Source organism: Acinetobacter johnsonii CIP 64.6 (genome assembly GCF_000368045.1).
Lineage (GTDB): Bacteria > Pseudomonadota > Gammaproteobacteria > Pseudomonadales > Moraxellaceae > Acinetobacter > Acinetobacter johnsonii.
The window spans coordinates 752,404-777,030 of the sequence record NZ_KB849236.1 but is presented as its reverse complement, the minus strand read 5'-3'; the positions used below and the strand labels follow the sequence as shown (position 1 = coordinate 777,030).

Sequence of the window (24,627 nt, the reverse complement as noted above, 5' to 3'; positions counted from 1 at the left end):
GTTTAATCACCTTATTTCTTTTAAAGGTTATGACATGCTTAAAATGATTGATGTTCTCGATCAACGTCTGGTGCAAAACTTTACTCAAGCTTTGCAGTCTCCTACCCCACAATTTGAAGAGCAACTGGGTCAAGGTATTCTCAATGCATCAGACCTTGAATTAAATCATGCTGTTACTGCATTTTTTAATGAAGTTAATGCGATTGAAGCTGCTCAAGCGTTGGATATTAGCGCTGACCGTATTCAAGCCCTTCAGTTAGGTGCATCGTTTAAAGATGAACAATATTTAGCTGATCTAAAGAAAATTGTGACACTTTGTCTTGCACTTGAAACTGATGCTTTAGAGCAAGTTGAAGTGTTTGACAGCTTACAAGACTATCCTATGTAAGCTTGCAGCCCCCTTAAAAAAAGCGACTATTACAGTCGCTTTTTTACATTCAAAATGAATGATTTAGTTATGCAATCTTCATATAAGAAGAAATTATTCTATGCTTTTTTAAAGTTATTCTATACTTAAAAAACCGCAAAAAGCTCAATCAAGTTATTAAAATTCAGATACTTAAATTAAGATTATCTGCTTATTTCAATTTAATATTTTATTATCCATTTTTCTTTTTTTATTTTTCGCATACATAAGGTTAAAAGAACCCACAAATGAACTTATTTAAATGATGCAACATGAAAAACTTTAAACTACTGAGCACTTCACTGATTTTAGGTTTGATCGGCTCGTATGCCCATGCCGCTATTCCAGACACGCTCAAACTCGATTATGCCTACTACGCACCAACCAGCCTCGTAGTGAAAGAACAAAAGCTGTTAGAAAAAGCCTTACCTAAAACTGAAATTAAATGGGTGTTTAGCCAAGGCAGTAACCGTTCACTGGAATATTTAAATAGTGGCAGTGTAGATTTTGCTTCAACCGCAGGGCTTGCAGCCGTACTCAGTCGTGCCAACGGCAGTCCAATCAATACCGTTTATATCCAAAGCCAACCTGAATGGACCGCTTTGGTGGTTGCTAAGAACTCCCAAATTAAAAGCCTAAAAGACTTAAAAGGAAAAAAAATTGCCGCAACCAAAGGCACAGATCCATTTCTGTTTACCTTACAAGCGCTGGATACAGTGGGTCTAAATAAACGTGATGTACAACTGGTTCACTTACAACATCCGGATGGCAAAACAGCTTTAGAACGTGGTCAAGTCGATGCTTGGGCAGGCTTAGATCCATTGATGGCATCGGCACAAGTGCAATCTGGCGCAAAACTGCTGTATCGAAATATTGGGTTTAACAGTTATAGCGTACTCAGTGTCAAAGAGTCTTTTACTCAGCAAAGTCCCGAAGCCATTGAAGCAGTGATTAAAGCCTATGAGCAAGCACGTAAATGGGCCAAAGCTAACCCAGAGAAACTGACGGAGTTATTGGCACGAGAGTCCAAACTTCCGTTGAATGTCGCAAAATTACAATTAAGCCGTACCAACTTTGATCAAAATATTCCGTCTGCCAAACAGATTGCCGCATTACAAAAGTCTGGCAGTATTTTGAATGAAGAAGACTTAGTTCGTAAAGGCACCAATGTTAATCAAGTGGTGACTCAGTTGTTTAAACCACAATATGCACAAAAGGTTGTAAGCAAATAATGACCAAGTCAGTCGCGAGTTCTTTTAGCCATATTGAAGTGAAAAAGAGTTCTTCATTTCAGTTGAAATTGAAGAGTATTCTCAAAGCGATCACCCTTCCAGTGCTATTACTGATTGCTTGTGAATATCTGGTCCGTGCAGGTTTTATTGAACCTTATTTATTGCCTGCTCCCAGTAGTCTATGGCAAACCTTTCTAGATTTATGGCAGGCAGATTTATGGATGCATGTGTGGACCAGTACATGGCGAGTGTTTTTAGGCTTTTTTATTGGGAGTGCCCTGGCTTTAATATTTGCGATTTTGGTGGGACTCAATAAACAGGTTGAAGCGTTTTTAGAACCCAGTTTTTCAGCGATTAAATCCATCCCGAGTTTAGCTTGGATTCCGCTACTTTTACTGTGGTTGGGAATTGATGAAGCATCGAAGATTACCTTGATTGCGATTGGCGCATTTTTTCCGACCTATACCAACACGGTCGCGGCTATTAAAAGTGTCGATCGCAAGCTTATCGAAGTCGCACAAGTCTATCGATTGAAGTACTGGCAGCAAGTACAACAGATTATTTTGCCTGCAGCATCTCCAGGGATCTTAACGGGACTGCGCAACAGTTTAAGTTTGGCATGGATGTTTATGATTGCCGCAGAACTCATTGCAGCGACACAAGGCATAGGCTACTTACTGAGTGATGGCCGAGAAACTTCACGTCCTGATATTGTGATCTTAGCGATTATTCTTTTAGCCGTGCTCGGAAAACTCAGTGATAGCATCATGAAAGCCATCGAGACTTGGCTACTGCGTTGGCGTGACGTATTTGGAACATAAGGTAGAAAAAATAAAAGCGCATCGAATGCGCTTTTATTTTGAAGAGAACAAAAAAATTATTGTGTCCACTGCCCTAAAGTGACGCGGTCATTTCCACCATAATCTTTCACCGTACGGACTTGTTTATAGCCCACTTCTTTAAAGATTTTCTGTACAGCGTCAGCTTGATCATAACCATGCTCAAGTACCACCCAACCATCAAGAGTTAAATGCTTTTTACCTTGCTGAATAATGACTTTTAAATCAGCCAAACCATGATCCGCAGCAACTAGAGCACGTTCAGGTTCAGTTGCTAGGTCTTGCATGTGGGCGTCATCGGCATCGATGTACGGTGGGTTCGAGACAATCACATCAAAAAACTTTCGATTTAGCGGTGCAAACCAACTGCCACACACAAAAGTCACATCATTTAAGTCATGTTTTTCTGCATTTTGCTGCGCAACAGCTAAAGTTGGCTCATAAATATCGGTAGCCGTGATGTCCCACGTGTCTCGTTCACTGGCCAATGAAAGTGCAACCGCACCCGTCCCCGTACCTAAATCGACAATGCGGGCATCTTCAGGTAAGTCTAAACGTAATACAGTTTCTACCAGTACCTCGGTATCTGGACGTGGCACTAAGGTGTCAGGCGTGACAATCAGATCTAGCGTCCAAAACGGCTGTGAACCTGTCACATAAGCCAAAGGTTCACCTGCTTCGATTCGTGCCAAGGCAGCAACATAGGCTTGCTCTTGCTCATCGGTCAGCACTTGATCTTTTTTCATAACCAAATCAAAAGAATCAATTTTGGTGATGTGTTCCAGCAACCATGCGTTCTCTTGACGTTCGTAACTCTCGGCTTCACCACGTAAAGCCAAAGCTTGGGCAATATTCATTATCCACCATTCTGCTGTGCAAGCATCGCAAGCTGATCTGCTTGATATTCACGATGTAAGCTATCTAATAGTTCAGTTAAATCACCTTCCATAACCGCGTCTAACTTGTATAAAGTTAAGTTAATACGGTGATCAGTCATACGACCTTGCGGGTAGTTATAGGTACGGATACGTTCTGAACGATCACCCGAGCCGACCAAGTCACGGCGCATTTCAGAAGTTGCTGCATCAGCTGCTGCACGTTTTGCATTTTCCAAGCGTGAAGCAAGTAAAGCCATCGCTTTGGCTTTGTTTTTATGCTGCGAACGCTCTTCCTGACATTCCACCACCGTTCCTGTTGGAATGTGGGTAATACGCACAGCCGAATCGGTTTTGTTGATGTGCTGACCACCCGCACCTGAGGCACGGTAGGTATCAATACGTAAGTCTGATGCATTAATCTCGACCGTTGTATCGACATCAATTTCAGGCAAAATCGCAACGGTACACGCCGAAGTATGCACACGACCCTGAGACTCCGTTGCAGGCACACGTTGTACACGGTGCGCGCCACTTTCAAACTTCAAACGACCGTAAACACCTTCACCATTCACTAAGCAAATGATTTCTTTATAACCACCGTGTTCGCCCTCATTTTCAGACAACACTTCAATACGCCAGCCTTGTGATTCAGCGTATTTACTATACATGCGGTATAAGTCACCCGAGAAAATAGCGGCTTCATCACCGCCTGCTCCCGCTCGAATTTCCAAATATGCAGAGTTCGCATCATTTGGATCTTTCGGAATCATTAAGATATTTAAATCAGCTTCTAAAGACGCAATAATAGCTTTATTTTCTTTAATTTCTTCAACAGCCATTTCCTTAAAATCAGGATCTGACAGCATCGCTTCAGCCGTTTCAATATCAGCTTCTGCTTGTTTGTACTTGGTCCAAACTTCTGTGATTTCACTTAAATCACTATGTTCACGTGACAACTGACGAAAGCGTTTGTTATCCGAAATGACTTCTACATCTGCAAGTAATGCTGTTAATTCTTCGTGACGGTCAGAAAGTTGATCTAATCGTAAACGTAACGATTCTTTCATTAGGAAAATATCTCAATATAAAGGCTGCAATACAGTTTCACAGCACCAAAAAATTTGCGCTTAGTTTAACGGCTCTATCACGCAAAGAACATCTTTATTCAATCCTGAGCGACGTTTACTTTATACACCTCATTGGATTGATACACTTTTAAAGCGTGTTTATGCGCTTACTAACGCTTAAAAAATGCAAAACAGCTTATTTCATATACATCTTTTAAATAGGTCATTTCAGCTCAAAATTCAGAGTGTGAACTGCATCACTCCTAGGTTTATCCACATTTGCATGATTTTGGATAAATTTCATTCTGCTTATTCACATTTGTAATAAAACTGATACAAACAAGAAACCAACGGGTTTCAATTTAGTTTTAACTCTCCACAATTAACTGGAATCTTTTTGTTACATTAGCCACATCGAAAAAAGTAAGACAGTTCAACCAATGTTGGACATGGAGAAACACATGAAACTTAATACACTCTTAATGTCAGCAACATTAGCAACGGCATCTATGTTTACTGCAACTGCGTATGCAGACAGCACAACTCGCGTTGCAGCAGCCAGTGCTTTAGGTAGTGTTGCAGGGACAGCAATTGGTAAAAACATGGGCGGCACAACTGGTGCAACTATTGGCGCAGCACTTGGTGGTGCAGGTGGTGCAGCAGTTGCAAGTGACAAACGTCATCGTACTGAATCTGCTATTGGCGGTGCGATCGGTGGTGGTGCGGGCTATACCGTAGGTAAAAGCATGGGCGGAACCAATGGTGGCTACGTGGGTTCTGCATTAGGTGCAGCGGGCGGTGCAGCACTCGGCAACAAAATCTCAAAAGATAAACAGTATGACTCTTACCATGGTAAAAAATGGAAGAAAAAACATAAACACCATTAATTAGCTGCATCGTAAAGATGTCATTGAAAGCACCTTCGGGTGCTTTTTTATGGCACAGATTTAGACGCAACAACACATCAGCCAAACTGGTAGAAAATACGAAGAGTCGTTACACAGCACTTACCAAAGCAATGGTTTCGATAAAATTTCTCTTCATTATTCTTCCCACTTGTTTCGCTAAAGTGAAATCAAGACAAAATAGACATGCTCTTAGGAGTTTAAAAATGAAAATTAAATCAATTTTAATGAGTACCGTAATTGCAGCTTCAGCATTAACGATGACCACAACATATGCAGGTAATACAACCAATACTGCACTAACATCTGCATTAGGTGGTGTTGTCGGTGCCGCGATTGGTAACCAAATGGGTGGACAAACAGGCGCGATGATTGGTTCTGCCATTGGTGGTGGTGCAGGTGCAGCCGCTTCAGCCAACAAACGTGACCGTAATGGTGCAATCATTGGTGGAGCACTCGGTGGTGCAGGTGGTTATACCGTAGGTAAAAACATGGGCGGTACCAATGGTGGGTATATTGGTGCAGGTCTCGGTTCAGCGGGTGGTGCAGTTCTAGGTAAAAAAGTCTCTGAAGACCGTCGTTATAATGACGAATATGACCGCCGTTACGACGACCGTTATGATCGTCGTTATGACAGCCGTGGCTACCGTAATAGCAATTATAAATATAATGGTCACAACTACCGTGGTGACAATGGCCGTCACTTAGGCTGGTACAAAAACGGTAAACGCTAAGTACCGCATAAAACATTTTCAAATAAAAGAGCACCTTCGGGTGCTTTTTTATTTATCTGACAACTACACTCAAAAAAGACACTGCATCGTTTCTACTGAATGCAGCAGCTTACCACTTTGGTTTTAAACGCATGTGTGGCTGGTGCTGTTCAACGATGTTGAATATAAATTTTGTTTCATTTTTAAATCAATACCTTATATAAAACAATCAGAACATCGAATAAAATCGATATACAAGATAGCACTTATATCGTATTATTTCGATATATAAAACAAAACTGAGAAATAGAATGCGCACGTTGTCCGAGACTCAATTTTCTATTTTAGAATTAGCTCCTGTCCGCGAAGATCAAACTGTACAACTCACCCTACAGCATAGCTTAAAGTTAGCCCAACAAGCTGAGCGTTTAGGCTATAGCCGACTTTGGCTTGCAGAACATCATAATATGGATGGTATTGCCAGCTCTGCAACTGCGGTGCTACTCGGCTATTTACTTGCGAATACCTCAACCTTAAAGGTCGGTTCTGGCGGTATCATGCTCCCAAACCATGCCCCGCTGATCGTGGCAGAGCAATTCGGTACGCTTGCGACACTCTATCCAAACCGGATCGAATTAGGTTTAGGTCGAGCACCGGGTACAGACCAAGTGACCATGCGCGCACTTCGCCGTGGCCGTCAAGAAACTGAAGATCAGTTCCCACAAGATGTTTTAGAAATTCTGCATTACTTTAAGGACGCTGAGCCAAATCAGCGTATCATTGCAACTCCGGGGCAAGGGACACATGTTCCTGTATGGCTACTCGGTTCAAGTTTATTTAGTGCACAACTGGCTGCAAAACTCGGTCTTCCCTACTCTTTTGCATCACACTTTGCACCACGTATGCTAAAACAAGCGATTCAGCTCTATCGTGAAAACTTTGAACCCTCTGAGTACTTATCCAAACCTTATGTATCTATGGGTGTCCCGACGGTCGTTGCTGAAACCGATGCTGAAGCTGAATATCTAGCGACCAGTGCCTACCAACGAGTTTTAGGTCTCATGCGCGGTCAAAGTTTAAAGTTAAAAGCACCGATTGCCAGTATGGACGGTCTATGGTCACCTGCGGAAAAAATGTCAGTAGACAGTTTTTATGCCATGGCGCAAATCGGTTCCAATGGCACAGTGAAAGAAGGTTTGAAACAGCTTCTTTTAGAATATGATGTCGACGAATTCATTTTCACCTGTGACATCTATGACACGGACAAACGTTTAGAAAATTTTGAACGTCTCATGCAGATCAAAAATAGCTAAGTACAAATGAAGTTAATCGCCTTATGCGTATTAATGCATACCCATAAGGCGACGTGCATAAATGAATAATTAAAATCTCAGCCGATATCTAAAAGATCCTTAAAACCCTGCAAAAACTGCTGCTATGTCTAGACTAAAGTTAGCGTGACTGCTCAGACAATTTATCACTTTGCCTTTTTAGAGCAAAAGCACTAAAAATAATAAATTAAGGAAGACGATAAAAAACAATTAAGGATCAAGCATGGTCAATTTACATTCAACAGACAATATATCTGGTTTATTTCAAAACCATCCCGAATATTTTCAGCATTTTAAAGGTCAACTAATTCCCTCATCAGAAATTAAACAACATACTTTTGCTGAGCAACGTGTCGCAATTATTGGCACTAACCAGCATACAGTAACTGCCCTCGAATCGATTTGTCAGGTCGCTCAATCGGTCTATGTTTTTCAAAACGCACCGCAATTTATCTTGCCAAAAACAGAGCGTGGAATTCAGCGCTTAATCCAACATCCTCTGGTTATTAAGAACCGACGTCTATTTAATACACGGATCAAATGCCTACTGGCTCTACGCTTTTTAGAAACCCAAGTCCAAGACCCATGGCTTAGACACCAACTCAAACCTAACTCCGCTGCCGATAAACTTAATTTTTTTAAGTCCGATCATTATTATCATGCCCTACAGCGCGACAACTGTAAGCTAATCACTTGGCCAATCGTCAAAATTCGTGAACATGATATTCAAAGTTTAGATGGCGCCGAATATCCAGTCGATGTGATCATTACCACCTATAGCCATTAACCGTATAGGGTAAGTTTTACCCACTTACCCGTTGTTTATTTCGTCACACCTATATACCGATAGCCTGTATTTGAGCGCTGATAACGTAAGTATTTTCCAGTCGGTTGGCTGTTTTGATCTAATAAAGTGATATCAATCTTGTTTAAGTCTTTTGAAACACGAATATATGAACCGCGCTGCTCTTCGTCATAATGACAGTCATAATCTACTTCAATCGAACTTAGTTGCTGGTTTTTGGTCTGGAAAATTGGTGTTGCTGTCAAAGCTTGGGCATGCATTTTAAAGGCTTGAATTTGATAGAGACCGTGACAGCTATCACCTTTGTAATAACTTTGAATCAGATAAATCGGCTGTGCACCCAATTTCACTTGGTCAATCTTTAAAATATAGCCTGTTTCTAAAGGCTGAAGTTTAGTGGACGTGCTCGATTTCATCTGCACATAGGATGAAAATTCACCCATAGTACCGCCACCACCTACATCAAAGGTATAGAATTTAAGCAGTTGGTCCGGTGAGGCATTAATCTTTAGTCTAAGATTTTCAGTCAATTTAGGGAAAGAATAAGCATAACTTTCTGCATTTTCACGGATTAAATCAACCATATCACTTTCGATCTGTTGATTCACCGCATAAAAATCTAGCGCTGCATATTTTTGATCAATGGCCTGCTCAGCCTGCTGAATTGATATATTTTTCCCATATAAAGCCATATTAAAATGAGCAAAACAAAATACACCTAATAGGCATTTTGATATTATTTTCATTTGATCTAATCTGTATTTTTATATTGATCGACATTATAAAGCATCATCAATATGACGCTTTATAATGTAATGACAATATCAACCAATGCGACGTTTTAAGCCCGTCATTTGCAGTACACGGGTTGAAATTTCTTCAATCGACATTTCCGAGACATTTAAGTATTTAATCCCTTCAGAGATATAAATCCCTTCAATTGCGCGAAGCTCCATTTGACACTGGCTGAAGCTTGCATAACGGCTATTGGCTTTACGTTCAGAGCGAATAGCAACCAGACGTTCCGCATCAATCATCAAACCAAAAAGCTTCTGTTTATGCGCGCGAAGTACCGCAGGTAAACGGTTGTCATCCAAGTCTTCTTCAGTTAAAGGATAGTTTGCAACACGAATCCCAAACTGTAATGACAAATAAATTGACGTCGGTGTTTTACCCGAACGCGACACCCCAATCAGAATCAGGTCAGCCTTGTCATAGTGGCGTGTGCGTGCACCGTCATCGTTATCTAAAGCAAAATGCACCGCATCAATACGTGCTTTATAAGACGCCGAATCGGTCACCGCATGGGTCTGTCCGACTAAAGTTGTAGGCGGCGTTCCTAGCTCTTCAGACAATTTACTAATAAGCCCTTCAAATACATCAAGATTTATAGCATTTGCAGTATTAATAATGTCACGCACGTACGGGTCGACTAAAGTGTCAAAAACCAGTGGCTTTTGTCCGTCTTGTTGTGCCCTTAAATTGATCTCAGCAACCACATTTGTAGCAGCTTCTTCAGAGCTAATATAAGGAATAATATGAATGTCAAAGTCAACATTTGGAAACTGCGCCAATAGCGAGTGCCCAAGGGTTTCAGCGGTAATCGCAGTACCATCAGATACAAAAAAAACACTCCGCTTAAATTGTTTACTTCCTGACATTAAAATTCTCCTCAAAAATTTGTCTTAGTGCTATATAATCTTTATAGTAAACCGATCTTACATGACTGTCGCTTAGTAAAATCAAAAAGCTAAGTAGATTTGTTATAATCTGATGCCAAGATAGTGATTAAATACTGCAAAAGTGGAGTAACAACTTTGGAAGCGCGCGTAATTGGTCTAGAAAAATTAGGGAAACACGACGTTGAACTTGTAGGTGGGAAAAACTCATCTTTAGGTGAAATGATCAGCCACCTATCAAATGCAGGTGTATCTGTACCAGGTGGCTTTGCTACTACAGCTCAAGCATATCGTGAATTTCTCGAGCAAAGTGGCCTAAACGCTAAAATCAATGCAGAGTTAAAAGTCCTCAATGTTGATGATGTAAATGCTCTTGCTGAAACAGGCGCGAAAATTCGCCAATGGATTGTAGATACTCCACTTACGGCAGAACTCGAACAAGAAGTTCGTAAAGCATTTGCAGAGCTTTCAAACGGCAACCCAGACATCGCGGTTGCCGTTCGCTCTTCTGCGACAGCAGAAGATTTACCAGATGCTTCTTTTGCAGGCCAACAAGAAACCTTCTTAAACATTCGCGGTATCGACAACGTATTGATCGCGATCAAAGAAGTATTTGCATCACTGTATAACGACCGTGCAATTTCTTACCGCGTACACCAAAACTTTGCGCATGATGTTGTGGCTTTATCTGCTGGTATTCAGCGTATGGTTCGCTCTGAAACTGGTGCAGCAGGTGTAATGTTTACACTCGACACTGAATCAGGTTTCCGTGACGTAGTCTTCATCACTGCATCTTATGGTTTGGGTGAAATGGTTGTTCAAGGTGCAGTAAACCCTGACGAATTCTACCTTTCTAAACCTCTTTTAAATGCAGGCAAGCACGCTGTCCTCCGTCGTAATCTAGGTTCTAAACACCAAAAAATGATTTATGGCGAAGAAGCATCTGCAGGTAAATCAGTTGTTGTGGTTGATGTTGAAAAACAAGAGCGTCAACAATTCGCATTAAACGACCACGAACTACAAGAACTTGCAAAACAAGCGCTGATCATTGAAAACCATTATGGTTCTCCAATGGACATCGAGTGGGCAAAAGATGGTGATGACGGTCAAATTTATATCGTTCAAGCGCGCCCTGAAACAGTGAAGAGCCGTGAAAACGTCGGCACCATGGAACGCTACCTTTTAAAACAAAAAGGCACTGTGATTTGTGAAGGTCGTTCAATCGGTCAACGTATCGGTTCTGGTAAAGTCCGTATTGTTACGTCTATTAAAGAAATGGACAAAGTACAAGACGGTGACGTGCTTGTATCTGACATGACTGACCCAGACTGGGAACCAGTAATGAAACGTGCGGCTGCAATTGTCACTAACCGTGGTGGTCGTACTTGTCACGCAGCGATTATTGCGCGTGAATTGGGTGTTCCAGCAATCGTCGGTTGTGGTAATGCAACTGAAGTTCTAGTAGACGGCCAAGAAGTAACTGTTTCATGTGCAGAAGGTGATACAGGTTTCATCTACGAAGGTTCTTTAGATTTCGAGATTCAAACCAATTCAATCGAATCTATGCCAGAACTTCCGTTCAAAGTAATGATGAACGTCGGCAACCCTGACCGCGCATTTGACTTTGCACAAATTCCAAATGAAGGGATTGGCCTCGCACGTCTTGAGTTCATCATTAACCGTATGATCGGTGTTCACCCTAAAGCATTGTTGAACATTGACAGCTTGCCACGTGAAACACGTGCTGCGGTGATGGCGCGTACAGCGGGTTATGCATCGCCAATCGAATTCTATGTTGAAAAACTGGTTGAAGGTATTTCTACCCTTGCTGCAGCATTTGCAGACAAACCTGTCATCGTTCGTATGTCTGACTTTAAGTCAAATGAATACGCAAACTTGATCGGTGGTAAGTTATACGAGCCTGAAGAAGAAAACCCAATGTTGGGCTTCCGTGGTGCAAGCCGTTATGTGTCTGACAACTTCCGTGACTGCTTCGAATTAGAATGCCGCGCGTTGAAAAAAGCACGTGACGAAATGGGCTTAACCAATATTCAAATCATGATTCCTTTCGTACGTACTGTACATGAAGCGAAACGTGTAATTGAATTATTGGCGTTAAATGGTTTGAAACGTGGTGAAAATGGTCTGAAAGTGATCATGATGTGTGAGTTACCAACAAACGCATTATTAGCTGAACAGTTCCTTGAACACTTCGATGGCTTCTCTATCGGTTCAAACGACTTAACCCAGTTAACACTTGGTCTGGACCGTGACTCTGGTATTGTATCTCACCTATTTGATGAGCGTGATCCAGCAGTAAAAGCACTCCTTTCTATGGCAATTCATGCATGCCGTAAAGCAGGTAAATATGTGGGTATTTGTGGTCAAGGCCCATCAGATCATCCAGATCTTGCGCAATGGCTGATGGAACAAGGCATCGAATCTGTATCACTTAACCCTGACTCAGTATTAGACACTTGGTTCTTCCTTGCAGCAGAAAAAGTTCAAAAAGCTTAACTTTTTGATCCGATAAAAAAGACCCTTTTGTGGGTCTTTTTTTATATCCACTCTTTCAACGTATCCGCATTAAAACAAGCATATTGATGCAAAAATTTAGACTAAGTTTGATACTCATGCATCAACATCTTGATTGAGAAGAGATCGCATTACGATAAAGCTAGAAGAAGCAGCATAATCCTTGCTACACTGTCCTGCATTTTGTGTAGTTTTGGTTAATTTCAGCTTGAAATTCTCTAGACTATCCGCATGTTTTACCATAGATTTTTTATTTGTTTTTAATCTGAAAACAAATACATTTATTATTTGAATATCCCAACTTATATTTTGAGATTAAGTTTATATGCAGATTTACTTGGCACGAAATAATCAACAAGCCGGTCCATATACCTTAGAGCAATTGAATCAAATGCTCGCAAGCCAACAAGTTTTATTGACGGATTTAGTTTGGCATCAGGGTATGCCTGAATGGAAAGCTTTAGGTGAACTCACCCAAGGAAAACTGGCGTATGAACCTGTAGGTTATCAACCTCAGCCCCCTATTCCTGAGCCAATACATACGCCAAATCAATTTTCACAACCAAACCGTACAGCGGCGAAAGTTGCTCAACCTGAACTGGCATCAATAGGCACACGCGTCTTAGCCAAAGTCATTGATTTACTTCTTTGGCTCCCTGCCGCTGCGATTCCCTCGTTCTTTTTACAAGCAGATAAATTTGGTGAACTCACTGAAATTCAGCAAAAAATGCAAGCGGCTACTACAGCAACACAGGCCAGTGAACTGCAAGCACAACTGTTCAGTTTGATTCCAACTGAAGCATGGACCACCATGGGCATTTACCTGCTGATTATGCTCGGTATCCAGGCTTTTTTCTTAGCAAAAAATGGTCAAAGTATTGGCAAAAAAATCACCAAAATTAAAATTGTAGACGTTGAAACCAACGAAAAAGTCAGCCTTTTACGTGTATTCACATTACGCAGTGTTGTCTTTATTGTACTCAATATGCTGTTCATGCCGTTTATTACCATCGCCGATCACGTCTTTGGTTTAACTGCAAAGCGTCAAACTTTGCACGATAAGCTGGCGAAAACTAAGGTCATTAAGCAGTAATTTGACCATATTTAAGCTGAGGTTTGGCTCACCTCAGTTTTCTGCAGTTTATTGATATTCAAAATAAATCCCTAAATAAATTATAAAATTCCGAGTGAAAAAATCGGTTTTTATAACAGTTATTTAAAGCACCTTTACGTATAGCTTAGTTTGTCGATATGAGGCATAATGCCCTACAACGTAGCGGTGTCTTATGATTGAGAAGTGTTTTAGACTTAAAAAGAAACTTTTCAACCATGCGACACTTTAATCGCTATCCCAATTTTATTAGGGAATGGGACTCTTCACCGAGGTTGTAAAATGAGACAAACGATTTTAGCTGTATTGTCTTTATCTGCGATCGCCGCGCTCTTAACTGGGTGTGGTGGTGATATGGTACTTCTAAACTCAAAAGGTCCAGTTGCACAAGGTCAATCTGACTTAATGATGACTGCGATCTATTTAATGCTATTGGTGGTTATTCCATCAGTCGTAATGGCATTATGGTTTGGTTGGAAATATCGCGCGTCGAATAAAGATGCAGACTATAAACCTACATGGGCACACTCTACTGCAATTGAAATTGTAGTTTGGGGTATTCCTGTCATTATTATTGGTATTCTGGCTTGGTTAACTTGGTGGGGTTCACACAAGTATGACCCTTACCGCCCACTCGAATCTGATAAAGCACCTGTAAATATTCAAGTCATTGCAGAACAGTTTAAATGGATCTTCATTTACCCTGATCTTAACATTGCGACGGTTAACGAAATTCGTTTCCCTGAAAAAACTCCAGTTGCACTTAAAATTACCTCTAACTTCACGATGAACTCGTTCTTCATCCCTGCGTTAGGTGGTCAAATTTATGCAATGGCAGGCATGCAAACGCACTTGAATTTGTTAGCAGATGGAACTAGCCCAGCTGAAGGCTACCGCGGTTTCTCTTCAAACTATTCAGGCTACGGCTTCTCGCAAATGCGCTTCCGTGCTCACTCTGTAACTGACGCTCAATTCGCTGAATGGGTTGCTGCAGTTAAAGCAGGTAACGGTACAAGCATTAATCCTAAAGCTGTACAAAAAACAATTTTAGATCAAGCTGAATTTGAGTCTTTACGTGACGGTAACCGTGGTAAACACCAAATTGAAGTTTTGATTTCAAAAGCAAAAACTCCTGAAGAGAAGGCTGCTGCTGAGGCAATGAAGCCTTATCCAACTAAGCCACACCCTGTGACTTACTACTCTTCTGTAGAGGAAGGCTTGTTTAAGTCAGTCATCAGCAAATATATGAGCAACTATCACGGTGCTGATCACTCAGCGACTGCGGGTGCTCACGGGGCTGCTTCATCTGAAGCACATGCCGCTGTTGAACCTGCTTCATCAGTTGTAGGGGAATAAGACATGAGCTTCTTAGGTAAGTTAGGTCCGGACGTTATTCCGCACGATCCAATTGTACTGGTCACAGTTGCAATGATGATCTTAGGTGGTATCGCAGTTGTTGCTGGTATTACCTACTTTAAAAAATGGGGCTACTTGTGGAACGAATGGTTCACATCAGTCGACCATAAAAAAATTGGTATCATGTATCTTTTCGTATCGATCATCATGCTTTTGCGTGGTTTCGCCGATGCGATTATGATGCGTCTTCAACTGTTCCTTGCAAAAGGTGGCGGTGAAGGTTATTTACACCCAGAACACTACGATCAGATCTTCACCGCACACGGTGTAATCATGATCTTCTTCGTAGCAATGGGTCTAGTTGTTGGCTTAATGAACATCTCTGTACCACTTCAAATTGGTGCACGTGACGTTGCCTTCCCATTATTAAACTCTCTAAGCTTCTGGTTATTTGCTGGTGCTGCAGGCTTAATGATGGCATCTCTTGCAATTGGTGAATTCGCTGCAACAGGTTGGATGGCTTATCCTCCTCTTTCAGGTATCGAATACTCTCCAGGCGTGGGTGTGGACTACTATATCTGGGCACTTCAGATTTCAGGTTTAGGTACGCTATTAACGGGTGTTAACTTCTTCGTTACCATCATTAAAATGCGCGCGCCTGGTATGTCACTTATGGACATGCCGATCTTTACTTGGACATCTTTGTGTACAGCTGTATTGATCATTGCGTCATTCCCAGTGTTAACAGCAACAATTGCGATGTTAACGCTTGACCGTTACTTCGGTTTCCACTTCTTTACAAATGACATGGGTGGTAGCCCAATGTTGTATGTAAACTTGATTTGGACATGGGGTCACCCAGAAGTTTACATCTTAGTATTACCAGCATTTGGTATTTACTCTGAAGTTGTATCAACGTTCTCTCGTAAAACGTTGTTCGGTTACAAATCAATGGTGTATGCAACAATTGCGATCACAGTACTTGCGTTCGTAGTATGGCTTCACCACTTCTTCACCATGGGTGCTGGTGCGAACGTGAATGCGTTCTTCGGTATCATGACCATGGTTATTGCGATTCCTACAGGTGTGAAAATCTTCTCTTGGTTATTCACAATGTATAAGGGTCGTATCACCTTCACTACTCCTATGTTATGGACGCTTGGCTTCCTTGTAACATTCGGTATCGGCGGTTTAACTGGTGTATTAATGGCGGTTCCACCTGCGGACTTCCTTGTACACAACTCATTGTTCTTGATTGCTCACTTCCATAACGTAATTATCGGTGGTGTGGTGTTTGGTATGTTTGCCGGCATCATTTTCTACTGGCCGAAAATGTTTGGTTGGAAGCTCAATGAAGCATGGGGTAAAGCTGCGTTCTGGTTCTGGTTCTTCGGTTTCTACTTCGCATTCATGCCACTTTATATCCTTGGTTTCATGGGTATGACTCGTCGTTTGAATACATATGACAACCCTGAATGGGATCCGTACATTGCTATTGCATTCTTCGGTTCTGTGTTAGTCGCGATTGGTATTGCATGTTTCGTTATGCAGATTGTTGTTGGTTACTTACAACGCAACGACAACCTCGACCTTACAGGCGATCCATGGGATGGTCGTACACTTGAATGGGCGACTTCGTCTCCTGCTCCGTTCTACAACTTTGCTCATCTTCCAACAATCAATGGTATTGATACGTTCTGGAATGACAAAGAGAATGGCGTAGCATATGCGAAACCTACTTCATACGAAGACATTCATATGCCAACGAATCGTGCTGCTGGTGTTGTGATTGCCATGTTCATTACTGTTATGGGCTTTGGTTTAATCTGGCATATCTGGTGGTTAGTTGTTGTAATGTTCATCGCTGCTATTATCAGCTTCATCGTGTCTTCGTTTACGAAGAAAGTGGACTACTATGTTCCTGCTGCTGAAGTTGAGCGTATTGAAAATGAACGTTACGCGATTCTTGAAAAACATTTGAAGAAGGACTAAGACAATGGCTGACGTACTTCATCACGAAAACCACGGACACGATGAGCATCATCACCACGATGATACTGACATCACCGTCTTTGGTTTTTGGACTTATTTGATGAGTGACTTGATTCTATTCGGTACACTCTTCATTGCATTCGCTGTTTTAAGTAGCCATGTGCCTATGGGCACACCAAGTGCAAAAGAATTATTCGGTGAGTCTTTAGGTTTCGTTTTAACTGAAACTTTCGCTCTCTTGATCTCTTCTGTAACTTTTGGTTTTGCGGTTCTTGCTGCATACAAAAAGAACGTCAACCAAGTTTTAACTTGGTTAGCGATCACTTGGTTATTCGGTGCTTCATTCATCGGCATGGAACTATATGAGTTTAATCACTTAGTTCATGCTGGCCACGGTCCAAGCGTAAGTGCGTTTTTATCGTCGTTCTTTACTTTAGTAGGTACGCACGGTATTCACGTAACTTCAGGTTTGGTATGGATGATCATTTTGATGATTCAGATCAAGAAAAATGGTTTGACTCTTCCAAACACTCGTCGTCTTGCTTGCCTAAGCTTGTTCTGGCACTTCCTTGACATCGTTTGGATCTGTGTATTCAGCGTAGTTTACTTGATGGGAGTTCTATAATGAGTCACGATCATAACTCAGCTGGTGCTTCACACGGTAACACCAAGCAATACACGATCGGCTTTATCCTTTCAGTTATCCTGACCGTAATTCCATTCGGTATGGTAATGGCTGGTGGTTTTGGTCGCGGTATTGTTATGGCGGTTATCGCAATTACAGCGGTTGCTCAGGTTCTAGTTCAATTAGTTTACTTCTTGCACATGAACTCATCTTCAGAGCAACGTTGGAACGTGATTGCATTTATCTATACAGTACTTTGTATTGCTGTACTTCTAGTCGGCTCTGTATGGATTATGAACTACTTACACTACAACATGATGATCTAAACTGATCGTCATGTTGAAAAAGTATTTATTCCTGACTAAACCAGGAATTCTCTTTGGTAACTTCGTTACCACTCTGGGCGGCTTCTTTTTAGCCGCTCAGGGGTCTGTAGATTTCCTCCTTCTTCTCATCACCCTACTTGGTACAACACTGGTTGTTGCTTCTGGCTGTGTCGTCAATAACGTCATTGATCAAGATATTGATCAAAAGATGGAACGGACGATGAACCGTGCATTAGTTAAAAAAACCATCAGTCCTTCCGTTGCTTTGGCATTTTCTGCTGTGCTTGGAATATTAGGTTTCGCCCTACTCTGGTTCTTTGTTAATGCTTATGCCTTTGGCTTTGCTGTACTTGGTTTTTTGGTTTATGTGATTTTTTATAGTCTATGGAGCAAACGCACATCCATTCACCAAACCGTGATTGGAAGTATTTCTGGTGCTAGTCCACCAGTGATCGGCTATACAGCTGTGACCAATGAATTTGATGTTGCCGCATTGTTGCTTTTCTTAGCATATGCACTTTGGCAAATGCCTCATTCATGGGGAATTGCGGTATACCGCTTTGACGACTATAAAAATGCAGGCATTCCAATTTTACCTGTAGCACGTTCAATTTTCCGCACGAAAGTTGAAAGCTTGATTTATGTCTTGTTGTTTGCTGCGGTGTTAAATGGTTTGTATTGTTTTGGCTATACCAATATGTTTTTTCTTATCACCTTTAACGCACTCTGTGCTTATTGGGTATATTTATCAATCATTGGTTTTAAAGCTGAAAATGATCAGGTTTGGGCAAAACGCTATTTCTTATATTCAGTAATTTTAATTACTGCATTAAGTTTTAGTTTTAGTTTTAGCTATGTCTCACCTGCGCCACATTTGCCGCTGTTTTAAAAAAGATAGAGTTCTCTCTATCTTTTTTATTTCAACTTATTCAATATTTAAGTCTAGTCTTTAAGTTGTTACCATAGCAGACACAACAATAACTCATGCTATGCAATCAAAATGCCATCACAATTTTTTAAAAAATCTATTTTTATTAGTCTCTTCCCTATCACTCTTGCTTATAGCACACACAGTTTTTCTGGTTTCGATGTTTCTTGCTACCCATCGACCAACATTCAAACCAATGTCTATACAGCCTGTGACAATTTGCCTGCTCTCACGCCCGCCAATGACAATCAAACCAATATGCTTTTACTTCTGAGCGACATGGGCTTGGCCAAATTGAATTTTAATCAGCCAAATGGTCCGCTTTGGGAAACTGAATATAGCAACGTACCATTTGCAGCTAAAACATTGTTTCAAAGCGTAACCAATAAACGACCGAATGCCCGATTAAAACCGAGCAATCAAAAAACACCCTACCAAGAACATTGCAGTAGTCTAGACAATGGTGCGGATCAATTTACCCAGCAGGTGAAAGCTGACAAAAATCTCAGCAAAGCGGAAAAAGATTTACTAATTCAAGGAAGACAGAATATCTCGGCCTGTGACCGTGATCTTGCCCTCATCCAAGTCAATCCGAACTGGTCTATACAAGCACGTCAGTATGCGTCTTATTTAAATGCAACCATTGCCTTTTACAACAGTAACTTTTCCACAGCTACTAAAATTTACTCAGTTTTAACTACGGTTGATCAGCCTTGGATCAAAGAAACATCGCAATATATGTTGATTCGTAGCAGCCTCAATGAAAGCTATCAGTCGGGTGTCGGCAAATATGGCGACTTAAAAACCGATAAAGTAGATCAGACTTTACTCAAAAACACCTATGAGCATATCACTACCTACTTCAAACGCTTTCCTGAGGGAAAATATGCGGCAAGCGCACGCGGTTTACTGCGTCGTTGTTATTGGCTGAGTGGAAATACCGAACTCCTGACCAGCGAACTCGCATGGCAAATCAATCATCCCGATTCCAAATACTATAATTTAGAGCTCGATAATCTAGTCTTTGAAATAGATCGCCATGTTTTTCAAAGCCGCTCATTCAATCCAAAAAATCTAAAAGATCCATTCTTTCTGACCATTTCAGATTTAATGCAAATGCGTCAGGCAACATCAGCAGAAGATAAAGTCTTAAGCTGGTCTGAACTCAACAACCAAAAAACACTATTTAAGAGTCAGCCAGAACTGTTCCAATACCTACAAGCCAATCACTTATTCTTTGTGCAGAACAAACCAGCCGAAGCTTTAAAATATTTGCCAGAACATTCCTCTACTTCAATTAATAGTTACCTTCAACTCAGTCAAATCTTGTTAAAAGGTCGTATTCTAGAGAAACTCGGACAAACTCAAAATGCGCAGCAATACTGGGAAGGTTGGATGAGTCAATCAAAATCCATTGAACAGCGTGGCTTATTTGAACTGATGCTATATCCACATTATACCCAACAGCAAAATGCCAGCGCCTTTATCGGTTCAGATGCTAAAATCAAACAAGCTTCATTGCAAAAAAGCTTTATTGAAAATGAAGCTAATGAAAAAAGCTTAATGCAAATTGTACAGAGCAAAGCATCAAATACAGATCAAAAAAATTTAGCTTTATATAAAACTTTGCAAAAATCATTGGTGCATCAGAACTTTAAACTGTTTAATCAAGCCTTTGTACTGCTACCACAAGATGTCGCGAAGTATAAATATGACTCAGAAACATATAAAAATTATAAAAACCAACCGCCTTTCAGTGATTTCATTTGGGTAGGAACAAAAATCACGCCACAGATTCAATGCCCCGATTTATTCAGCCTGACTCAAAAACTTGAAAATTCATCTCAAGATTTAAAGCTCCGACTTTGTTTGGGCGAATATGCACGCTCGACTCAAGGCTACAACATAAGCTATGTCACCGCTTTAGAAAAAGAAACTTCCAGCTTCCAAGGTGCAATTTTTGCCCGTGGTCAAGTGTATAAGGACATCATCAAATCCAGTTCTGTACCTGATTTAAAAGCGTATGCGCTTTATCGCTCAATCATGTGTTATTCACCAAGCGGGATGAATGACTGTCAGGATGCAGAAGTTGAAAAATCCACCCGTAAACAATGGTTCGACCACATTAAACGTGACTACCCAAGTACTTCTTGGGCACAATCTTTAAAGTATTACTGGTAAGACTATATGTTGAAGCAGATTTTTTCCGTTGTTATGACGTTGATCTGTATGCTGAGTATCATGGCTTGTCAGCCGAGTCAGCCAGCTTCAACATTTGGTTCGGTAAATACCGAAGACTATGATGCATTTTGGATTTGGGGCAATATTTCATCTGCCCCTTACCTAAAAGTGGCTAAAGAACTTTATATTTTACAAGGTGAAATCCGTTTAGACTCCCAAACACATCACTCTAAACTTATACCGCAAGGCGTAAGCGTCTTAAAAATTCCTCAGCAAAAGGTGTGGCTAGTTTTTCGTAATTATCATTTAGACTGGCAGGGCCAAGAACTTACACAAATTTTAAAACGCGTTCAGCAATGGGAAAATGCAGGGAATCATATTCAAGGCATACAAATTGATTTCGATGCCAAAACCAAACACATTCACCAATATGCGCTATTCTTAAGTCAATTAAGAAAACAATTGCCGCAGCACTATCAACTCAGTATCACGGGTTTAATGGACTGGACCAATGTGACAAATCAGGAGACTTTAAACCTCCTGAATAACACCATCGACGAGTTGGTCATTCAAACTTATCAAAGTTCAACCACCATACCCAACTATGCAGCTTATCTAAAAAAAGTTTCAGCACTAAAACTGCCTTATAAAATTGGCATTGTTCAATATGGTGAGTGGCATAGACCGCCCAAGCTTGAAAATGATCCGAACTTTAAAGGCTATGTCGTCTTCCTTTTACGCTCAAAACCTCAAAATAATTAGGGCTTTTTAAGAGAAGTTCTTGAATTTGGCGAGCAAAGTCTCTAAAATTCCCCCTTCGCATCTAATGCGACACAACCTAGGTTGTGACTCCTTGCTTCTAACAACTTTTTTGTTAGGGGCTGTTTAAACCGTAAGGAGCTGACAATGCGTCATTACGAAATCGTACTTTTAGTACACCCTGATCAAAGCGATCAAGTCGTTGGTATGGTAGAACGCTACCTAACTCACATCAAAGAAGCTGAAGGTCAAATTCACCGTCTTGAAGACTGGGGCCGTCGTCAATTGGCTTACCCAATCAACAAGATCCACAAAGCTCACTACATTCTTATGAATGTTGAGTGTGGTCAAACTACTCTTGATGAGTTAGAAGAATTGTTCCGTTACAACGATGCAATTATTCGTAGCCTTATCATCCGTCGTGAGAACGCTATCACTGAAGAGTCACTATTGGCTAAGAGTGCTGAAGAAAAACGTGCGCGTAAAGCTCAACGTGAAGAAGCACAACAAGCTCAAGACTCTGCTGAAGCATAAGGAGAACATCAATGGCACGTTTTTACCGTCGTCGCAAGTTCTGCCGCTTTACAGCTGAGAACGTTACGTACATCGACTACAAAGATATCGACACTTTAAAACAGTACATCACTGAAAACGGCAAGATTGTTCCTAGCCGTATTACAGGTACTAAAGCTCGTTACCAACGTCAATTAGCGCTTGCTATTAAACAAGCTCGCTACTTGTCTTTGATCCCTTACACTGACAATCATAAGTGAGGTTGAGCTGTGGATATTATCTTATTACAACGCATTAAAAACCTTGGTAAATTAGGCGATAAAGTTTCAGTTAAAGCTGGTTACGGCCGCAACTACCTTATCCCTCAAGGTCAAGCAGTAGCTGCTACTGAAGCTAACACTGCTGCTTTTGAAGCTCGTCGCGCTGAACTTGAGAAAGCTGAAGCTGATGTTTTAGCTGCTGCTCAAGCACGTGCTAGCCAATTAGACGAAGTTAACATCGTAATCACTGCGAAAGCTGGTGACGAAGGTAAACTATTCGGTTCTATCGGTACTCGTGATATCGCTGACGCGTTAACAAATGCTGGTCTTGAAGTTGACCGTGCAGAAGTTCGCTTACCGAACGGTGCACTTCGTCACACTGGCGAATTCAACATCGCAATCCAATTGCACCATGATGTTGTTGCTGAAGTTCTCGTTACTATCGTATCTGAGTAATTTCTTGCAAAAAAAGAGCATGCTTTTGCATGCTCTTTTTTTTATCTCTATGAAAAAGTAGTTTCATTGCTCAGCTTAAAACTTCATCAGTCTGCCCCACAAAATGCCAAATTTGAATATTATGGGTTTTATCCATAAGCCTTGAATTCAGCACACAGCAGCTGCATTTTTTGATAAAGTGCATAGAGTTAAATGACTGTATTTTTTCCCAAATTTACAGTGAAATTTATCTTAAGTTATCCCTCTTACTGTATTAAAAATCAGGGCGTTATATGTCACAGGCGAATGCCACTGCTCAAAAGAGCTCATCGAAACAAGACAATAAACCAAATGAGTCAGGGCAACTGAAAGAATTCCGTACACCTCCGCATAACTTAGCATTGGAACAAGCTGTACTTGCCGCTTTAATGACGGTTGCTGAATCCTTTGAACAAGTTGGCGATGTACTGACTGAAAATGACTTTTATGCGACGCGCCATAAATATATTTTTCGCGCCATTGCGCAACTCTCCAAAGACAGCTCACCCTATGATGCGGTTTTAGTTCATGACTGGCTCACCACACAAAACCTACTCGATGCGGTTGGTGGTGAAGAGTACCTGATGCAATTGATGGCAGACTCCCCGTCTAGTTTCTATAACATGGAAACTTATGCTACTAAGATCAAAGAATTTTCGACTTTGCGCAGTATGATTAAGGTCAGCTCTGAAATTTTACAAAATGCCTATGACACCAAAGGTCGTAACGTCAGTGAAATTTTAGATTTGGCCGAAACCAATATTTTCTCTTTGGCAGAACAACACAATAACAATGCCAAAGCTCAAGGGCCTAAAGCCATCAATACAGTTGTGGCCGATGTCTTTGATAAGCTAAATGAATTATCACAAATGGAAGGCAGCATTACAGGCTTAACCACAGGTTTTCTTGAACTCGACAATAAAACCTCGGGCATGCAAGCAGGTGATTTGATTATTGTTGCAGCGCGTCCATCGATGGGTAAAACCACCTTTGCCATGAATTTGGTTGAAAGCGTGCTGTTTAATAATGACCTACCTGCCTTGGTTTACTCCATGGAGATGCCAGCCGACTCCATCGCTATGCGTTTGATCTCCTCTTACGGGAAAGTCCATCAGGGCCATTTACGTTCGGGTAAACTCGATGGCGATGAATGGTCAAAAGTGACGGGCACCATTTTGCAACTGCAAGAGAAAAAGCTCTATATCGATGACTCCTCTGCTCTTCCACCTACAGAAGTTCGAGCACGTGCACGTCGTATTGCCAAACAGCACGATGGTAAACTCGGCTGCATTATGGTCGATTACTTACAGCTGATGAAAGTACCAGGCATGGGGGATAACCGTGTCGGTGAGATTTCGGAAATTTCGCGAAGCCTAAAAGCTCTTGCCAAAGAAATGATGTGCCCTGTAATTGCACTATCTCAGCTTAACCGTTCCCTCGAGAACCGCCCAAACAAACGTCCCGTGATGTCAGACTTACGTGAATCCGGTGCGATCGAGCAGGACGCCGACTTGATCATGTTTATTTACCGTGACGAAGTCTATAACAAAGAGTCCAAAGAAGCGGGCACTGCCGAAATTATTATTGGCAAACAGCGTAACGGCCCTATTGGTACCGTTCGACTTGCTTTCGAAGGCCAATATACCCGCTTTAGTAACTTATCCCCTGAGTTTTATGCTCAGTACGATGATGAGGAATAATTAAAGCCTCAT

24 protein-coding genes are annotated in these 24,627 nt (G+C 41.2%); 20 read left to right on the top strand and 4 right to left on the bottom strand.

Annotated features, from left to right (window positions below):
- Positions 1-34: 34 nt before the first annotated feature.
- The 3 genes from F986_RS14890 to F986_RS14880 all read left to right on the top strand — a co-directional run bounded on the left by F986_RS14890 (position 35) and on the right by F986_RS14880 (position 2,459).
- Positions 35-388: a hypothetical protein gene (locus F986_RS14890; protein ID WP_026056476.1), complete on the top strand. Its 354-nt coding sequence runs from the start codon at positions 35-37 to the stop codon at positions 386-388.
- Positions 389-678: 290 nt separating this feature from the next.
- Positions 679-1,638 (top strand): aliphatic sulfonate ABC transporter substrate-binding protein, encoded by a 960-nt coding sequence (locus tag F986_RS14885; RefSeq protein WP_004696475.1) that lies wholly within the window; start codon positions 679-681, stop codon positions 1,636-1,638.
- Positions 1,638-2,459 carry an ABC transporter permease gene (locus tag F986_RS14880; protein ID WP_004696473.1) on the top strand — a complete coding sequence of 274 codons (822 nt, stop codon included), beginning with the start codon at positions 1,638-1,640 and terminating at the stop codon, positions 2,457-2,459. The genes F986_RS14885 and F986_RS14880 overlap by 1 nt, the downstream gene beginning before the upstream one ends.
- A 56-nt stretch (positions 2,460-2,515) precedes the next feature.
- Here F986_RS14880 and prmC read toward each other — a convergent pair whose 3' ends face one another.
- Positions 2,516-3,334, bottom strand: a complete 819-nt coding sequence (gene prmC, locus F986_RS14875; RefSeq protein WP_004696471.1) for a peptide chain release factor N(5)-glutamine methyltransferase — start codon at positions 3,332-3,334, stop codon at positions 2,516-2,518.
- Positions 3,334-4,422 (bottom strand): peptide chain release factor 1, encoded by a 1,089-nt coding sequence (gene prfA / locus F986_RS14870; RefSeq protein WP_004696469.1) that lies wholly within the window; start codon positions 4,420-4,422, stop codon positions 3,334-3,336. The genes prmC and prfA overlap by 1 nt, the downstream gene beginning before the upstream one ends.
- Before the next feature lie 461 nt (positions 4,423-4,883).
- On the opposite strand from prfA, the gene F986_RS14865 reads away from it, so the two are divergent.
- The 4 genes from F986_RS14865 to F986_RS14850 all read left to right on the top strand — a co-directional run bounded on the left by F986_RS14865 (position 4,884) and on the right by F986_RS14850 (position 8,158).
- Positions 4,884-5,309 (top strand): glycine zipper domain-containing protein, encoded by a 426-nt coding sequence (locus F986_RS14865; RefSeq protein WP_004696467.1) that lies wholly within the window; start codon positions 4,884-4,886, stop codon positions 5,307-5,309.
- A 224-nt stretch (positions 5,310-5,533) separates the two neighbouring features.
- Positions 5,534-6,061: a hypothetical protein gene (locus F986_RS14860; protein WP_004696464.1), complete on the top strand. Its 528-nt coding sequence runs from the start codon at positions 5,534-5,536 to the stop codon at positions 6,059-6,061.
- Between the two features lie 290 nt (positions 6,062-6,351).
- On the top strand, positions 6,352-7,353 hold the full coding sequence (locus tag F986_RS14855; RefSeq protein WP_004696463.1) for an LLM class flavin-dependent oxidoreductase: 1,002 nt from the start codon (positions 6,352-6,354) through the stop codon (positions 7,351-7,353).
- A gap of 241 nt (positions 7,354-7,594) precedes the next feature.
- Positions 7,595-8,158: an NAD(P)/FAD-dependent oxidoreductase gene (locus F986_RS14850; protein WP_004696460.1), complete on the top strand. Its 564-nt coding sequence runs from the start codon at positions 7,595-7,597 to the stop codon at positions 8,156-8,158.
- A 35-nt stretch (positions 8,159-8,193) separates the two neighbouring features.
- On the opposite strand, the gene F986_RS14845 is transcribed toward F986_RS14850, so the two are convergent.
- Positions 8,194-8,868, bottom strand: coding sequence for a hypothetical protein (locus F986_RS14845; protein ID WP_017396990.1), 675 nt, complete (start codon positions 8,866-8,868; stop codon positions 8,194-8,196).
- Between the two features lie 132 nt (positions 8,869-9,000).
- Entirely contained in the window at positions 9,001-9,837 is an 837-nt protein-coding gene (ppsR, locus tag F986_RS14840; protein WP_004696455.1) for a posphoenolpyruvate synthetase regulatory kinase/phosphorylase PpsR, read from the bottom strand.
- Positions 9,838-9,993: 156 nt separating this feature from the next.
- Here ppsR and ppsA point away from each other — a divergent pair, with 156 nt between their 5' ends.
- The 13 genes from ppsA (at position 9,994) to dnaB (ending at position 24,615) form a co-directional block, all read left to right on the top strand.
- A complete protein-coding gene (gene ppsA / locus F986_RS14835; RefSeq protein ID WP_004696454.1) occupies positions 9,994-12,372 on the top strand; it encodes a phosphoenolpyruvate synthase in 2,379 nt (792 codons plus the stop codon).
- A 343-nt stretch (positions 12,373-12,715) separates the two neighbouring features.
- Entirely contained in the window at positions 12,716-13,483 is a 768-nt protein-coding gene (locus F986_RS14830; RefSeq protein WP_004696452.1) for an RDD family protein, read from the top strand.
- Between the two features lie 300 nt (positions 13,484-13,783).
- Positions 13,784-14,857, top strand: coding sequence for a ubiquinol oxidase subunit II (gene cyoA, locus F986_RS14825; protein ID WP_004696450.1), 1,074 nt, complete (start codon positions 13,784-13,786; stop codon positions 14,855-14,857).
- 3 nt (positions 14,858-14,860) lie between these two features.
- Positions 14,861-16,849 carry a cytochrome o ubiquinol oxidase subunit I gene (cyoB, locus tag F986_RS14820; RefSeq protein ID WP_004696447.1) on the top strand — a complete coding sequence of 663 codons (1,989 nt, stop codon included), beginning with the start codon at positions 14,861-14,863 and terminating at the stop codon, positions 16,847-16,849.
- A 4-nt stretch (positions 16,850-16,853) separates the two neighbouring features.
- Positions 16,854-17,474 (top strand): cytochrome o ubiquinol oxidase subunit III, encoded by a 621-nt coding sequence (gene cyoC, locus F986_RS14815; protein ID WP_004696446.1) that lies wholly within the window; start codon positions 16,854-16,856, stop codon positions 17,472-17,474.
- Positions 17,471-17,800 carry a cytochrome o ubiquinol oxidase subunit IV gene (locus F986_RS14810; RefSeq protein WP_026056475.1) on the top strand — a complete coding sequence of 110 codons (330 nt, stop codon included), beginning with the start codon at positions 17,471-17,473 and terminating at the stop codon, positions 17,798-17,800. The genes cyoC and F986_RS14810 overlap by 4 nt, the downstream gene beginning before the upstream one ends.
- A 10-nt stretch (positions 17,801-17,810) precedes the next feature.
- Positions 17,811-18,689, top strand: coding sequence for a heme o synthase (gene cyoE / locus F986_RS14805; protein WP_004696441.1), 879 nt, complete (start codon positions 17,811-17,813; stop codon positions 18,687-18,689).
- A 111-nt stretch (positions 18,690-18,800) separates the two neighbouring features.
- Entirely contained in the window at positions 18,801-20,909 is a 2,109-nt protein-coding gene (locus F986_RS14800; RefSeq protein WP_004696439.1) for a PA5441 family protein, read from the top strand.
- A 6-nt stretch (positions 20,910-20,915) separates the two neighbouring features.
- Positions 20,916-21,671 carry a DUF3142 domain-containing protein gene (locus F986_RS14795; protein ID WP_004696437.1) on the top strand — a complete coding sequence of 252 codons (756 nt, stop codon included), beginning with the start codon at positions 20,916-20,918 and terminating at the stop codon, positions 21,669-21,671.
- A 144-nt stretch (positions 21,672-21,815) separates the two neighbouring features.
- Positions 21,816-22,202: a 30S ribosomal protein S6 gene (rpsF, locus tag F986_RS14790; RefSeq protein WP_004696436.1), complete on the top strand. Its 387-nt coding sequence runs from the start codon at positions 21,816-21,818 to the stop codon at positions 22,200-22,202.
- Positions 22,203-22,213: 11 nt separating this feature from the next.
- On the top strand, positions 22,214-22,441 hold the full coding sequence (rpsR, locus tag F986_RS14785; protein WP_004278792.1) for a 30S ribosomal protein S18: 228 nt from the start codon (positions 22,214-22,216) through the stop codon (positions 22,439-22,441).
- A 9-nt stretch (positions 22,442-22,450) separates the two neighbouring features.
- Positions 22,451-22,897, top strand: coding sequence for a 50S ribosomal protein L9 (rplI, locus tag F986_RS14780; protein ID WP_004696433.1), 447 nt, complete (start codon positions 22,451-22,453; stop codon positions 22,895-22,897).
- 272 nt (positions 22,898-23,169) lie between these two features.
- Entirely contained in the window at positions 23,170-24,615 is a 1,446-nt protein-coding gene (gene dnaB, locus F986_RS14775; protein WP_004696432.1) for a replicative DNA helicase, read from the top strand.
- Positions 24,616-24,627: the final 12 nt, after the last annotated feature.